Source organism: Faecalibacterium sp. AF10-46 (assembly GCF_003604105.1).
Classification (GTDB): domain Bacteria; phylum Bacillota; class Clostridia; order Oscillospirales; family Ruminococcaceae; genus Faecalibacterium; species Faecalibacterium taiwanense.
The window spans coordinates 35,817-51,396 of record NZ_QVGY01000013.1 but is presented as its reverse complement, the minus strand read 5'-3'; the positions used below and the strand labels follow the sequence as shown (position 1 = coordinate 51,396).

The following is a 15,580-nucleotide window of genomic DNA, read 5'->3' as shown; positions in this document are numbered from 1 at the left end:
CGGTAGCCTTATCATACCAGAGAATTTCTGCGAAAGCATGTTATTTATATGAAGCTTTTATGAATTTACCGGTTCTTTGCCGGCAGCGGCACCGGGTGCTCCGGCAAGATGCGCGAAGCCATGTCTAACGTGCAGGCTGCAATTAGAATCGACGATGCGCCGCTGCGGGAAGTGCGAGGGCTTTCTCTCGCTGGTGGTCTGGCGAGCGCAGGCGGGACGGAGCACCCGGTGCCGCTGTCATGCTGTCACTCCGGGGCTTTCATGCTTTCCACCATGCTGATATGCCGCACATGCCGCCGCATGGCAAAGCACACCACAAAGGTGAACAGCATCGTCAATGCCACTGCCAGCAGATAGCTGCGGGGTGCAATGGTGCGGATGAACATGAGCTGATCCATTTCCACGGTCAGGATAATGAACCGGTGCAGCGGCACGCCCAGCAACAGGCCCACGCCGGAGCCGATGAGGGACAAAAGCTCGATCTCGCGGAAGATGTAGCGGTACACTTCTTTGTCATAGAAGCCCAGCACCTTGATAGTGGCAAGCTCCTTTTTTCGCTCGGCAAGGTTGACGCTGATCAGGTTGTACAGCACCACCGCCGCCAGCGCCGCCGCGCACACGATGATCAGCACCACCACGTAGTTCAGGCTGCCGATCAGGCTGCCGAACATGGAGGTGGTGTCCTCGGTGAAGCTGACGCTGCTCACATAGTTGCAGCCCAGCAGCTTTGTGCGCAGGGTGTTGTACTCCGCCTCGGTGGTACAGCCGGTCAGGCCGTAGACGGTGTTCCACTCCGGCGTGCTGCCCAGCAGGGCCTGCAGCTGCGCATTGGAGAGATACAGCCGGGTGAACATGTAGTTCTCAGTAATGCCGGTCAGCACCAGCGGCACGCGGCTCCCGTCTGCTGCCTCCACATAGAACGTATCGCCCACGCTCAGCCCCAGATTCAGGGCCGTTTTTTCGGTCAGGATCACGCTGTCCTCTTCAAAGGGAATGGGGTCGTGGCCCACCCGGGTGCGGAAGGTGAAGTATTCGGTCATCCGGGCATCGTCCTCCGCGCCTACGATGCTGACATCGGCGCTCCCGCCCTCTTCATTATAAAGGGTGGTGGACTTTGTGTAGAACGCGCCCCAGCTGTGGACCGCACTGCTGCTGTCCAGCGTGTCGGCAAGGCCCTGCTCCATGGTCAGCGCCTTTTCATCGCTGAGCGAGATGGTGAGATCGTTGTGGGTCAGCTGCCCGGACTGCTTGTCCACGATGGGCAGGATGGAATCCTGAATGCCAAAACCGATCAGCAGCAGCGCCGTGCAGCCTGCCACGCCCAGCACTGTCATGAAGAAGCGCTTTTTGTAGCGGAACAGGTTGCGGGCTGTGGTCTTTTGGGAGAAGCTCATGTGCTGCCACAGCGGGGTGATGTACTCCAAAAAGATGCGCTTGCCTGCCACCGGGGCCCGGGGCAGCAGCAAAGCTGCAGTCTTTTCCTTCAGGCTGGCACGGCAGGCGTTCCATGTAGCAAAACCGATGACGGCCGCGCTGATGGCTACGCTGGCTGCCGCCATGCCGGGGTAAAAGTGCAGCGTAAAGGTGGACATGCTGAAGATCATCTGGTAAGCATACCAGATGATGAGCGGGAACACCACAAAACCGATGACCATGCCCACGATGCTGCCCAGCACGCTGGCGCTGAGGGCATAGAACAGATACTTGCCTGCGATCTTTGCGTTGGAGTAGCCCAGAGCTTTCAGAGTACCCAGCTGCAGGCGGTTCTCGTCCACCATGCGGGTCATGGTGGTGGTGGCCACCAGCGCCGCCACCAGGAAGAAGAACACCGGGAACACCCGTGCAATGGCATCCATGCGATCGGCATACTGCTCAAAGGTGACACAGCTCATGGTGGAGCCGCGGTCCAGCACATACCACTCACCGCTCTTGATCTGGCTCACCTGTTCCTCGGCATCGTTCAGCTGGGCAAGGCCATCGGCCAACTGCTGTTCGGCATCGGCCTTCCGGCTCTCGTACTCCGCGCGGGAATCGGCCAGCTGCTGCACGCCGTCCCTGTATTCCTGCCAGCCCTCGTCCAGCCGAGTGCGAGCCGCATCGAACTGGGTGTAGGCTGTGGCCGTGCCAGTGGTCAGCTGCAGCTGCCCCTGCAGAAGCTTTACCTTCATCTGGCGCAATGCGGCTTTGGCTTCGGTCACCAGCTGCTCGTTGGAAAGGCTGGGCGAAGAGATCAGCCCCTGTGCATACATCTGGCGCTTGCCCTCGTCCAGCTGGGCCTGATAGCCGTTCAGCTGGCCGCTGATGTTGTCGTAAGCATCCTGCGCCTTCTGCAGGGCATCCCGCAGGTCGGTGTATTCCTCATCGGCGGGCTCGGCCTCGTCCAGCGCCTTCTGCGCGTTGTGCAGAGCCGTTTCCGCATAGCCCAGCAGCGGGTCGGCCACCTTTTTCAGGTTCACCAGCATCTCGATCTGCTGCAGCTGATCCTCAAATTCCAGCAGTTGTTCCTCGCCGCTCACCAGCTCGTCCGCACCGCCCTGCATGGTATCCGGCAGAGCCTTTTTGTTGGCGGCAAGCTCCGCTTCGCCCGCATCCAGCTGGGCTTTGGCGCTGTCCAGCTGTGCCTGTGCATCGGCCAGCTGCTGTTCTGCCTCCGCAAACTGACGGTCTGCTTCGGCTTTTTTGTCGTTGTACTCGGCCCGGGCATCGGCCAGCTCTGCACTGGCATCCTCGATCAGCTCCGCCCGCCGGGCTGTGCACTGTGCCCCGCTGATGGCCTTTACCCTTGCGGCTGTGTCATCCACTGCTGCCTGATACTCGTCCGAGTAATTATCATACAGGCCGGCATTTTTTACCTTGAGATAGCACGCCGTATAATAATCCGTGGTCAGGCTGCCCTCCGGCAGGAACACAATATCATCCAGCTGGCCGTCACCGGCGGTGCTGCTCTCCTTGTCCGTGGAAAAATGCTGCGGGTCCTGCACGGTGCCCACTACCGTGAACTGCTTCCGGCTCACATGTTCGGTGTCCTCCGGCAGGGTGAGCACCGTGCCCGGCTCCACCGGGTCGCCGTAGCCCATCACATGCACCACGCACTCGTCCGGGGCCTCAGGCATCCGGCCCGAGAGCAGCACCAGACGGTTCATATTTTCTGCCGTGTCGGCCCCGGGGTCGGCGGGCAGCTGCTGCAGGCGCACCACCGCCGTCTCGCTCTGGCCCTGCCACTGGGCCTCCACGTCCTGATATTTTACCGGCTGCACAGCCTCCACGCCGTCCACGGCGGCAAGGACGGCAATGTCCTCCTTTGAAAGGCCCAGTGTGGACAGCACCCGCAGGTCGAACACGTTCTGCTGCACGTAGTATTTCTGCCCGGCGATGCGCATGCTGGGCGCAAAACTCATCAGGCCGGTCAGCATCATCACGCCCAGCGCTACGATACCGAACAGCGAGACCATGCGGCTCAGGTTGTCCTTCATTTCCCGCAGGATGTTTTTACGATAACTTTTCAGCACAGCTCTCACCACTCAATCTCCTGCACCGGCACAGGGTGCTCGTTGACCTGATTGGAGACGATCTTACCGCTGCGCACCTGAATGATGCGGTCTGCCATCGCCGTCAGGGCGGTGTTGTGGGTAATAACGATCACCGTGCGGCCGGTGCGGCGGCAGGTATCCTGCAAAAGGGCCAGCACCTGCTTGCCGGTCTTGTAATCCAGTGCACCGGTGGGCTCGTCGCAGAGCAGCAGCTTGGGGTTTTTGGCCAGTGCGCGGGCAATGGACACCCGCTGCTGCTCGCCGCCGGAAAGCTGGGCCGGGAAGTTGTTCAGCCGCTCCCCCAGACCCACGCTGCGCAGGGTCTCTTTGGGGTCCAGCGGGTCGCGGCAGATCTCGCTGGCCAGCTCCACATTCTCCAGTGCGGTCAGGTTCTGCACAAGGTTGTAGAACTGAAACACAAAGCCCACATCGTACCGGCGGTAGGTGGTCAGCTCTCTGGCGGTAAAGTGGCTCACGTTCTGGCCGTCCAGCCAGACGTTGCCCTCGTCGCAGCTGTCCATGCCGCCGAGGATGTTCAGCAGGGTGGTCTTGCCTGCGCCGGAAGGCCCCACGATGATGCAGAACTCGCCCTTATCCACATAGAAATTCAGGTGGTCTGCGGCGGCGATCTTCACACTGCCGGTCTGATAATATTTGCAAACGTCCTCAAACTCCACAAAATGCTCCATGGCGTTTTTTCCTTTCTATCGGGAATACATACTGTTTCAATTTAACTATAACATCTCCCGGCAGACTTTGCAAAGACATCTGCGCAAATTTTCAAAAACTTAACAACCGTATGCAGCCTTGCGCTCTCAGGCGTAGAAACCCTCTCAGTCATCGCTGTGCGATGCCAGCTCTCCCGAAGGGCGAGCTTTCGCATCTGACGGAAGGCGCAAAAAAGCTCCCCCTTTCGGGGGAGCTGTCGAGCGTATGCGAGACTGAGAGGGTTCATCTGTCAAGCGGTCAGCGCCCCACGATCAAATCGCGGCGGCAGCGCAGGCCCACGGTGAGGAAGGTGTTTTCGCCCAGTCGGCGCAGCACCACGCGGTCGGTGCCCTTCTGGCCCTCCACCAGCAGAGACAGGTTCAGGGTGGTGGAGCCCTTCTCGGTCTGGACCACCAGCGTGCTCACGCCCTCGTTCAGCAGGGTCTGCATGTCCTGCACGGTGGTGCGGAAGGTAGCAGAACCGGCGGGCACATCCAGCGTCAGCACACTGTCCTTCTGGCGGGCAGTGTACAGCACTTCTCTGCCGAACAGGCCCTTGACGGTGTAACGTGCCTCGCTCTTTTTCGCCGCTGCATCTGCGGACGGGGCGGCCAGCTCATCGCCGGAGATCAGCATGATGTTGCCCTGAATGGGGTTTCCCTCCGGTGCGCCGTAGCCGCCGTAGGTGGGGTCCTTTTCGCCGATCGCCACATCGGCGCTGTGCAGGGCGATATCCCCCTGCACCATCTGCTCCTGCGGAGGCAGATAGCCTGCGGCAGCAGGGTCGTTGATGTCTGCCTCTGCGGCAAATGCGCCCACGCTCAGCATGGCGGCAGCACCCAGCACTGCTGCGGTGGTGGTGACGGTACGGACAAATTTATGGTTCAGTTTCATTTGGAATACCTCCGTTGACGGCGGTTTTGCACCGCACATTTTTGTTTTGTGGAAAACCATGGTCTGCCATGCGGTGTAATACAAAACCGCCGCATCTGTCTTATAAACGGATGCGGCGGCGGGATTATTGCAGCAGGCTATAAAAATTTTTTTGGAAGCTCTGCCGCCGGGGTCACTGGGCCTGTGCCGGTTCCCGGTTCAGGATCTCCATGAACTCCTCGCCGGTGATGGTCTCCTTCTGGTACAGATACCGTGCCAGCTCGTCCAGCTTGGCGCGGTTGTCGGTCAAAATCTGGACAGCCTTTTCGTGCTGGGCCTTGACCAGCCCCACCACCTTCTGGTCGATCTCGCGCTGGGTCTGGGCCGAGCAGGCCAGCGAGGTGTCGCCGCCCAGATACTGGTTGTTCACGGTCTCCAACGCCACCATGTCAAAGTCCTTGCTCATGCCGTAGCGGGTGAGCATGGCGCGGGCAAGCTTGGTGGCCTGCTCAATATCGTTGGAGGCACCGGTGGTGATGGATTGGAACACCACTTCCTCGGCGGCGCGTCCGCCGGTAAGGGTGGCGATCTTGTTTTCCAGCTCTTCCTTGCTCATCAGGTAGTGGTTGCCCTCGTCCACCTGCATGGTGTAGCCCAGTGCGCCGGAGGTGCGGGGGATAATGGTGATCTTCTGCACAGGGGCAGAGTTGGATTGCTTGGCCGCCACCAGTGCATGGCCGATCTCGTGGTAGGCCACGATGCACTTTTCCTTGTCGGTGAGGATAGAATTCTTCTTCTGGTAGCCTGCAATGACCACCTCGATGCTCTCCTCCAGATCGGCCTGCGTCACGCTCTTGCGGCCTGCACGCACAGCGCGCAGAGCTGCTTCGTTGACGATGTTGGCAAGTTCCGCACCGGATGCACCGGAAGCCATGCGGGCCACGGTGTTGAAGTCGATGCCCGGGGCCAGTGCCACCTTTTTGGCGTGCACTTTCAAAATCTCTTCGCGGCCCTTGAGGTCGGGCAGCTCCACCGGAACACGGCGGTCAAAACGTCCGGGACGTGTCAGGGCCGGGTCCAGAGAATCCGGGCGGTTGGTGGCCGCCAGAATGATGACGCCGGTGTTGCCCTCAAAGCCGTCCATCTCGGTGAGCAGCTGGTTCAAAGTCTGCTCACGCTCGTCGTTGCCACCGAGATTGCCGCTGTTGCGCTTCTGACCGATGGCATCGATCTCATCGATGAACACAATGCAGGGGGCCTTTTCCTTGGCCTGCCGGAACAGGTCGCGCACCTTGGATGCGCCCATGCCCACGAACATCTCCACGAATTCAGAGCCGGAAATGGAGAAGAAGGGCACATTGGATTCGCCTGCCACAGCCTTAGCCAGCATGGTCTTGCCGGTGCCCGGAGGGCCCACCAGCAGGATGCCCTTTGGCATGGATGCGCCAATGCTCTCGTACTTGCCGGGGTCGTGCAGATAATCCACGATCTCCTGCAGGTTTTCCTTTGCTTCATCCTCACCGGCCACATCCGCAAAGCGGATGCCGTGGGTGGACTGCACATAGACCTTGGCGTTGGACTTGCCCACGCCGCCGAACATCATGGACCCCGGGCCGCCGCCGGCCTTTTCCATCAGCTTTTTGTTCATCTGGTTGCCGATGAAGCTGAACAGCAGGATGGGCAGCACAAACCAGATCAGGAAATTGAGCATCGGCGACCCCTGCTCCACGATCTCGCTGGAAAACTGTGCTCCGGCATCATACAGGCGCTGGGTAAGCTCCGGGTCGTTCATCAGGCCGGTCTTGTAGACCTGCTTTTCCTCTTTATCGGTAAAAATGATCTGGTTGGATTCGATATCCACACGGCCGATGTTCTTTTCCTCGGTCATGGTCATAAAGGTACCGTAGTCCACTTCCTCCACCTGACGCTCGCTCATCCACGGCAGCAGCACAAGGTTGAGCAGCAGCAGGACCGCCAGCACGATGGCGTAGTAAATCGCCAGCGGCTTTTTGGAAGGTTTGACTTCTTTCATGGGGCAATTCCTCCTTTGGTTCCTGATGCAAGTAGTATAGCACAGTAAAACCGGGCGCAACAGCAATTCGAGCAGAACTTTCCAAAAACTTAGCAGTTTGTTAACAAAGGTTCCCTTTGCACACAAAAAGAGAGCAGCCGAAGCTGCTCTCTTTGGTTCAGCATGGGTTTACTGCTTGGGGAAAGCCCTTTCCCACACTTCAATGGTCTTGAACTTGGGCATCCAGCCTTCCGGCTTGAAGGTGCTCTCGCTCTTGGCATCCATGATGCCCTGTTCCACACACCACTGGGCTGCCTTGGCGGTGTCGGCATCTGCCACATCCGCAAAGGCCGGGGTGTTCACAGGTTCAGGTCTGCCTGCGGTGTTCCACACCAGCAGTGCCAGCTGGCCGCGGTTTGCGGGGATCTCTGCACCCTCGGGCAGGATGTTGTGCAGGATCACCCGGGTAGTGATCTCGTAGCCGCCCCAGACTGCTGCACCGCCCACCAGAACGGCTGCAACAGCGCCGCCTGCGCCGGAATCGGAGTCCACCGTACCGGTATCATCGGGGGTGGTGTCACCGCTGCTTGCCGGGGCAATGTTGATGTACGGATCATTAAAAGCACCCGTGTAGCCTGTGCCGCTTTCGCCCGGATAGACAACTTCTGCACTTTCAGCAGTCGTGCCGGTCTTGATCTCATACTTCTGTGTATGAGTCGGGGTGTATTTCAACTCACCGCTGACAGCATTTCCGCCGCCCGTGTTTTCCAGCACCACAGGGCCGGAGCAGGTAATGGTAACGTTGCCGCCAACGGTTGCTCCATCGTTGCGATTGCCAGAAATGGTCACGTCTGTTGCGCCATTGATCGTCAGCTTGCCATCATGGAGTGCCGCAGCAGTCTTACTTGTGATTTTCACTTTACCACTGCAATTGATGGACGAATCGAGGTAACTGCGCGAATCCCAGACAGCGCGCTGGTTTGCAGTGATCGTCACATTAGCCGCCTTGGTGATCACGACCGGGTCCCAAACTGCACCGCCATTCTGGCTGGTGATCTCCACATTACCGCTGCACTCAATCTCGGCTCTGCCATAGATGGTATAGTTGTTTCCATCTTCATCGGTGCCTGTACGGCCCTCACCATGGATGGTCACATTCTGTGCGCTCTGAACATCGAGATTGCCGTGGTCACCATAACCCAGCACATTGCCAGAACCGGTATTATCCATCAGGATGTCACCGGCGCAGGTAATAGTAGCGTCCCCCGTGATAAGGGCGGTGGAGGATACGCCCGTTACCTTCACATCCTGTGCGCCGGTAACGGTCAGGCTGCCATTTACCACAGCACCGTTCGCATTGCTCAGTACCACATCCACCTTATCCTCGAGATCGTCAGTGATCTCGACCTTCATCTTGCCAAAGCTGCCGGTACCGGTCAGGGTGTGGGTATCCGGGTCATAGGTGAGCTTGTCGTTTCCGACTCCAAGAATGTGCCCGCAGTTTTCGCTGGTCACTTCAATGGGAGGATTATTGCCTATCGTGACCGTGATGCCGTATGGAACTTCTTCACCCTCATCAGGTTCAGGGGTTTCCACGACCCATTTAGCGGTCAGGGCCATGTTTTCGTGCACAGTAACGTTGATTTCTTTGTCGGTCTTGTTGCTGCCAGTCCAGCCCTTAAACATCCACTGTTGGGTCTCGTCCGGCGCAACGGCCTTGATGGTCAGTTCTTTGCCGTTTTCTACCGTATAGGTAGTGGTGCCATTTTCACCAGCAGTGCCAACCAACTTGGTTTCGCCCTCATAGGCTTCGGCATACTTCAGGGTAAGGGTATGGGTGGTCCGTTCTACCCATTTAGCAGTCAGGGTCATATCTTCGGTCACGGTAACAGTGATTTTTTCGCTGGTTTCTTCACGGTCTATCCAGCCACCAAACTTCCACTGGCCTTCGCCCGGTGCAACAGCCTTGACGTAGACTGTCTTGCCCTCGTCCACATGATAGGTAGAAGTGCCGTTTGCGCTCGTTGCATTGATCAGCTCCGTGGTGTACTCTGCATCCGTGTAAGCCTTGGCATTCGTCAGCGTGAGCGTCTTGTTGCTCGGATTCACATACTCGATTCTGAAATAAGAGTATCTTGCACAATCATTCGCGTCCTGGGTCTCAGTGCTCTCGGCCTCGGAGCTGCCTGCATAATAGCGGGCAACGTAACCAGTCGGCAGATTCCTTACCTCCACCGTGCCCGCTTGAACGGCCTCATAACTACCGTAGGTATTGCAAAGCGTGACCGCACCAGTGCAGTGATCAAGTACCAGCTTGCCTGCTTTACCCCTGTCGCCGATTACGCCATAAATAGCAAAAGCGGTAGCCTGAATTTTTTGCGCATTGTGCACGGTCAGGGTTCCGCTGACGGTCGAGCCGTTTCCGCAATTCAGAGAAAGGGTCTGACAGTTGATATCTGCACCGCCGTTGAGGATGCCGTCAATGCTCACATCCTGTGCGCTGTTCACAGTCAGCTTGCCTTCAACAGCCTGATTTACCAAGCTGATGTTATTATAGTCAAGGTTGCCGCTGATTCTCACATCACCAGCGCTAGTAATCGTTGCCTCACCGCGAATCGCAGCATCAGTGCCGGAATCGGATTTTGTGACGGTCAGATCATTGACAGTTGCATTCAGGCTACCATTCACGGCGTAAGATTCACCCTTGATGGTGACGTTTTCTCCACCGTTAAGGGTTACATCGCCATTAAAGCCGCCTTCAAACGCAAAGCCATCGTCATAAGACACGGCGGGATAACCTAAAGGCCATGTCTCGTCAGAGCTGACAGTTCCACCATTCGCCGTCAGGTTGTAAGTAGTATTGCCCACCGTAACGGTCAGAGTATGCGTCGCCACGGGAGCATCCTCTGCCGCCAGTGCGCTGAGGGGGCTTGCCGCCTGCAGCAGCAGGCCAAGGCTCAGCAGCCCGGCAAGGAATTTACGGGTACGTAGTTTCATGTAGGGTGTACCTCCTCTGTTCTATCTTTGATCCTATCATACACCCGTAGCTCCCCCCGGGCATTCGTTTGACACGAATCGACCGAAAAATGCATCGAATCGACCCGTGCACAATTTTGGGAAATTCTGCCCCATATTTTGTGAAATTGTTTCATTTTGAGAATGAGTCAGATTGCTTGACACTGCCCGCGAATCATGCTAAACTTAGTCCACTTTGAAAAAAGCACAAATGCGTTGACGGGGAAAAAACGAATTTCTTCTGCGTACAGAGAGCCGCCGGGTGGTGCAAGGCGGGTGCAAAGGGCTTCGGTTACTGGCCCCTGAGCGGCAGGGCTGAACACACAAGTAGGCTCTGACGGATGTCCACCGTTACAAGGACAGCGATTCGCCGCAAAAAGCCGATCGTGCAAAGCGGCTGTGCCCAAAGGCGCAGCAAAGAGAGTGGTACCACGGGTGCCCTGTAGTTTGAACTTTACAGGCTCTCGTCTCTCAAGGTTTTCGCCTTGAAAGACGAGAGCCTTTTCGTATATCTGCCTTTTGGAAGCAGGCTTGCCCTCTCCGTTACGGCTTACGCCGTGCCACCTCTCCCAAAGTGAGAGGCCTTGGCAGTACGGCAAAGTTTCCGGTTTTGCCAAGGGCTCCCCCCTTTGGGGGAGCTGTCGAACGAATGTGAGACTGAGAGGGCGAGGACGCTCACAAAGAGCATGGAGCAAGAAGTGTAAATCGTTTAGGAGGCCGCACATTATGATGGACGCAACCAAGTACGCTCCGGGTTACTACCCGGTACCCGCAGGCTATGACAGCTGGGTAAAGAAGGATCACATTGAAAAAGCCCCCGCATGGTGCAGCGTGGACCTGCGCGACGGCAATCAGGCCCTGATCGTGCCCATGAGCCTTGAGGAAAAGCTGGAGTTCTTCCAGATGCTGGTAAAGATCGGCTTCAAGGAGATCGAGGTGGGCTTTCCTGCCGCCAGCGACACCGAGTATGAGTTTCTGCGCACCCTGATCGAAAAGAACATGATCCCCGAGGATGTCACCGTGCAGGTGCTGACCCAGTGCCGTGACCACATCATCCGCAAGACCTTTGAGGCCGTCAAGGGCGCACCCCGCGCGGTGATCCACTTCTACAATTCCACCTCTGTGGCCCAGCGCGAGCAGGTGTTCCACAAGAGCAAGGAAGAGATCAAGCAGATCGCCACCGACGGCGCAAAGCTGGTCAAGCAGCTGAGCGAGGAGTATGAGGGCAACTTCCTGTTCGAGTACAGCCCCGAGAGCTTTACCGGCACCGAGGTGGACTATGCCGTGGATGTGTGCAACGCCGTGCTGGACATCATGCAGCCCACCCCGGACCGCCCCATGATCATCAACCTGCCCGTTACCGTGGAAATGAGCATGCCGCACGTCTACGCAAACCAGATCGAGTACTGCGACAAGCACCTGAAATACCGCGACAGCGTGATCATCTCCACCCATCCCCACAACGACCGCGGCACCGGCGTGGCCTGCGCAGAGCTGGCCGTGCTGGCGGGTGCACAGCGCGTGGAGTGCTGCCTGTTCGGCAACGGCGAGCGCACCGGCAACGTGGATGCCGTGACGCTGGCAATGAACATGTACAGCCACGGCGTGGACCCCAAGCTGGACTTCTCCGATATGCCGGACATCTGCGCCACCTACGAGCGGGTGACCCGGATGCACATTTACGAGCGCACCCCCTACGCCGGTCAGCTGGTGTTTGCCGCCTTCTCCGGCAGCCATCAGGATGCCATTGCAAAGGGCATGGCTTTCCGCAAGGAGCATGGCGAACACCGCTGGACCTGCCCCTACATCCCCGTTGACCCCCACGACATCGGACGCACCTACGATGCCGATGTTATCCGCATCAACAGCCAGAGCGGCAAGGGCGGCATCGGCTTTGTGCTGGAACAGAACTACGGCTACAACCTGCCGCCCAAAATGCGCGAGGCTCTGGGCTACAAGGTCAAGAGCGTTTCCGACCACAGCCACAAGGAGCTGAGCGCAAACGAGGTGCTGCACATCTTCGAGGATGCCTTCCTCAACCGCTGCAAGCCGCTCAACGTTCTGGAAGCCCACTTTGCACAGGTGAGCGGCATCACCGCCACCGTCACGCTGGAGCTGAACGGTCAGCGCAAGGTGGTCACCTCGGTGGGCAATGGCCGTCTGGACGCTGTGGCAAACGCCATCCAGAGCGCCACCGGCATGGAGTTCCACCTCGAGACCTACTCCGAGCACAGTCTGGACGAAGGCTCCACCTCCCGCGCCGCCTCCTACGTCGGCCTTGTCTGGGGCGATAACACCGTCACCTGGGGTGCCGGCACCGACACCGATATCATCGTGGCTGGCATCAAGGCACTGGTGAGCGCGATCAATAATAAGTAACATCCTCGCCCTCTCAGTCACCTGCGGTGACAGCTCTCCCAAAGGGAGAGCCTCTGGCGAAACCGGTAACTTTGCGTGGACTGCCAAGGCCTCCCACTTTGGGGGAGGTGGATGCGACCAGCGGGAGCAGACGGAGAGGGCGAGCCGCCTATAAGTATAAAAGGAGAGTACCATCATGGGAATGACCCTGACGCAGAAAATTCTTGCCGCACATGCCGGTCTTGCCGAGGTCAAGGCAGGCCAGCTCATCAATGCAAAGCTGGACATCGTGCTGGGCAACGACATCACCACCCCGGTTGCCATCAACGAGTTTGAAAAGGCCGGTTTTGACGGTGTGTTCGACAAAGAGCACATTGCCATCGTGCTGGACCACTTTGTGCCCAACAAGGACATCAAGAGCGCCACCCAGTCCAAGCAGTGCCGCGAGTTCGCCAACAAATACGACATCCTCAACTTCTATGATGTGGGCCAGATGGGCATTGAGCACGCCCTGCTGCCGGAAAAAGGCATCGTGACCGCAGGCGACTGCGTGATCGGTGCGGACAGCCACACCTGCACCTATGGTGCACTGGGTGCCTTCTCCACCGGCGTAGGCTCCACCGATATGGCCGCAGGCATGGCCACCGGCATGGCATGGTTCAAGGTGCCCTCTGCCATCAAGTTCGTGCTCAAGGGCAAGTTCGGCCCCCGCGTCTCCGGCAAAGACCTGATCCTGCACATCATCGGCATGATCGGTGTGGACGGTGCGCTGTACAAATCCATGGAGTTCACCGGCCCGGGCGTTGCCAGCCTGACGATGGACGACCGCCTGTGCATCTGCAACATGGCCATCGAAGCCGGTGCCAAGAACGGCATCTTCCCCGTAGACGATGTGACCAAGGCTTACCTCAAGGGCCGCAGCCAGCGTGAGCCGGTGTTCTTTGAGGCCGACCCGGATGCCGAGTACGAAAAGACCATTGAGATCGACCTCGACAAGCTGGAACCCACCGTCAGCTACCCCCACCTGCCCGAGAACACCCACCTTGCCAGCGAGGGCAAGGACATCAAGATCGATCAGGTTGTGATCGGCAGCTGCACCAACGGCCGTCTGGAGGACATGGAAGCCGCCTACAACGTGCTCAAGGGCAAGCACATTGCCAAGGGCGTGCGCGGCATCATCATCCCCGCCACCATGGCCGTTTACAAGGAATGCATCCTGCGCGGCTGGACCACTGCCTTTATTGATGCAGGCTGCATCGTGTCCACCCCCACCTGCGGCCCCTGTCTGGGCGGCTACATGGGCATTCTGGCCGAGGGCGAGCGCTGCGTTTCCACCACCAACCGCAACTTTGTGGGCCGCATGGGCCATGTAAAGAGCGAGGTCTACCTTGCTTCTCCCGCCACCGCCGCTGCCAGCGCACTGACCGGCTGCATCACCGACCCCCGCACGGTCTGATCGGAAAGGAGCACAACAATGAACGCAAAAGGTTCTGTTTTCAAATACCCGGATAATGTGGATACCGATGTCATCATCCCGGCCCGCCACCTGAACACGCAGGATGCCAAAGAGCTGGCCAGCCACTGCATGGAGGACATTGACAAGGACTTCGTCAAGAAGGTGAAGGACGGCGACATCATGGTGGGCGGCTGGAACTTCGGCTGCGGCTCCTCCCGTGAGCACGCACCGCTGTGCATCAAAACCGCCGGTATCTCGGTGGTCATTGCCAAGAGCTTTGCCCGCATCTTCTACCGCAACAGCATCAACATCGGTCTGCCCATCATGGAGTGCCCGGAGGCTGTGGATGCCATCAATGCGGGCGACACCGTCAGCGTCGATTTTGACACCGGCGTGATCACCGACGAGACCAACGGCAAGGTGTTCCATGCCGAGCCCTTCCCGCCGTTCATTCAGGAGATCATCTCCGCCGGTGGACTGATGAAGTCCATCAAGAATAAGAAGTAAGAGGAACAACCAATGGAAAAAAACATTGCTGTCATCTGGGGCGACTGCTCCAGCCCGGAGATCGTCAAGCAGACCATCCGCGTGCTTGACAAGGTGGCCGAAAAGTACGGTCACACCTTCCACTATACCGACGCTGCCATGGGCGGCGAAGCCATTGACAAATACGGCGACCCCCTGCCCCAGCACGAGCTGGACAAGTGCCTTGCTGCGGACAGCGTCCTGCTGGGTGCCGTGGGCGGCCCCAAGTGGGAGGGTCTGCCCGGTGAGCAGCGCCCGGAGAAGGGCCTGCTGCGCCTGCGTGCAGGCATGGGCCTGTATTCCAACAACCGCCCGGCCAAGATCTGGCCGCAGCTGGCTCCTGCCAGCCCCCTGAAGCCCGAGATCGTGGCACAGGGCATCGATTTCATCATCGTGCGTGAGCTGATCGGCGGCGTATACTTTGGCAATCACGAGACCCACACCCTCGCCAGCGGCGAGAAGCAGGCCATCGACTCCATGCCCTACGCGGAGCACGAGATCGAGCGCATCGGCCGCATCGGCTTTGAGACCGCACGCAAGCGCCGCAAGAAACTGTGCTGTGTGGACAAGGCAAACGTTTTGGACACCAGCCGTCTGTGGCGCAGTGTGATGCACCGTCTGCAGGCCGAATACCCGGATGTGGAATACAGCGAGATGTTCGTGGACAACTGCGCCATGCAGATTGTCAAGAACCCCGTCCAGTTCGACGTGATCGTTACCGAGAACATGTTCGGCGACATCCTCTCGGACGAGGCTTCCATGATCACCGGCTCCATCGGCATGATCCCGTCCTCCTCTCTGGGCGACGGCACTCGCGGCCTGTATGAGCCCATCCACGGCTCGGCCCCCGATATTGCGGGCAAAGACATCGTGAACCCCACCGCCTGCATCCTGTCTGCCGCCATGATGCTGCGCTACTCCTTCGGCATGGCCGAGGAGGCCGATGCCATTGAGACCGCCGTGAACAAGGTGCTGGACAAGGGCCTGCGCACCGCCGACAACATGAGCGAGGGCTGCATCTGCCTTGGCTGCACCGCCATGGGCGATGCCATTCTGGCCGAGATCTAAGTTTTTCCATAACGCACAAAGGGGAACGACAGCCGT

Annotated in this window: 9 protein-coding genes and 1 other annotated feature; of the genes, 4 read left to right on the top strand and 5 right to left on the bottom strand. The window is 58.5% G+C overall.

What is annotated here, in order from left to right:
• Positions 1–245: 245 nt before the first annotated feature.
• The 5 genes from DWV57_RS12685 to DWV57_RS12665 all read right to left on the bottom strand — a co-directional run bounded on the left by DWV57_RS12685 (position 246) and on the right by DWV57_RS12665 (position 10,119).
• Positions 246–3,518, bottom strand: a complete 3,273-nt coding sequence (locus DWV57_RS12685) for an ABC transporter permease (RefSeq protein WP_243112360.1) — start codon at positions 3,516–3,518, stop codon at positions 246–248.
• Positions 3,515–4,219: an ABC transporter ATP-binding protein gene (locus tag DWV57_RS12680; RefSeq protein WP_005942271.1), complete on the bottom strand. Its 705-nt coding sequence runs from the start codon at positions 4,217–4,219 to the stop codon at positions 3,515–3,517. Before DWV57_RS12680 ends, DWV57_RS12685 begins: the two co-directional genes overlap by 4 nt.
• 277 nt (positions 4,220–4,496) lie before the next feature.
• A complete protein-coding gene (locus DWV57_RS12675; RefSeq protein ID WP_044953740.1) occupies positions 4,497–5,132 on the bottom strand; it encodes a hypothetical protein in 636 nt (211 codons plus the stop codon).
• Positions 5,133–5,304: 172 nt separating this feature from the next.
• Positions 5,305–7,143, bottom strand: a complete 1,839-nt coding sequence (ftsH, locus tag DWV57_RS12670) for an ATP-dependent zinc metalloprotease FtsH (protein WP_120020971.1) — start codon at positions 7,141–7,143, stop codon at positions 5,305–5,307.
• A 168-nt stretch (positions 7,144–7,311) separates the two neighbouring features.
• A complete protein-coding gene (locus DWV57_RS12665) occupies positions 7,312–10,119 on the bottom strand; it encodes a hypothetical protein (RefSeq protein ID WP_120020970.1) in 2,808 nt (935 codons plus the stop codon).
• A 225-nt stretch (positions 10,120–10,344) separates the two neighbouring features.
• Positions 10,345–10,612: a binding site (T-box leader), on the top strand.
• A gap of 251 nt (positions 10,613–10,863) precedes the next feature.
• Here DWV57_RS12665 and DWV57_RS12660 point away from each other — a divergent pair.
• The 4 genes from DWV57_RS12660 to leuB all read left to right on the top strand — a co-directional run bounded on the left by DWV57_RS12660 (position 10,864) and on the right by leuB (position 15,544).
• Positions 10,864–12,516: a 2-isopropylmalate synthase gene (locus DWV57_RS12660; protein ID WP_120020969.1), complete on the top strand. Its 1,653-nt coding sequence runs from the start codon at positions 10,864–10,866 to the stop codon at positions 12,514–12,516.
• 175 nt (positions 12,517–12,691) lie between these two features.
• Positions 12,692–13,951: a 3-isopropylmalate dehydratase large subunit gene (gene leuC, locus DWV57_RS12655; protein ID WP_118529126.1), complete on the top strand. Its 1,260-nt coding sequence runs from the start codon at positions 12,692–12,694 to the stop codon at positions 13,949–13,951.
• A gap of 18 nt (positions 13,952–13,969) precedes the next feature.
• On the top strand, positions 13,970–14,458 hold the full coding sequence (gene leuD, locus DWV57_RS12650; protein ID WP_097776707.1) for a 3-isopropylmalate dehydratase small subunit: 489 nt from the start codon (positions 13,970–13,972) through the stop codon (positions 14,456–14,458).
• Between the two features lie 12 nt (positions 14,459–14,470).
• Positions 14,471–15,544 (top strand): 3-isopropylmalate dehydrogenase, encoded by a 1,074-nt coding sequence (gene leuB, locus DWV57_RS12645; protein WP_120020968.1) that lies wholly within the window; start codon positions 14,471–14,473, stop codon positions 15,542–15,544.
• Positions 15,545–15,580: the final 36 nt, after the last annotated feature.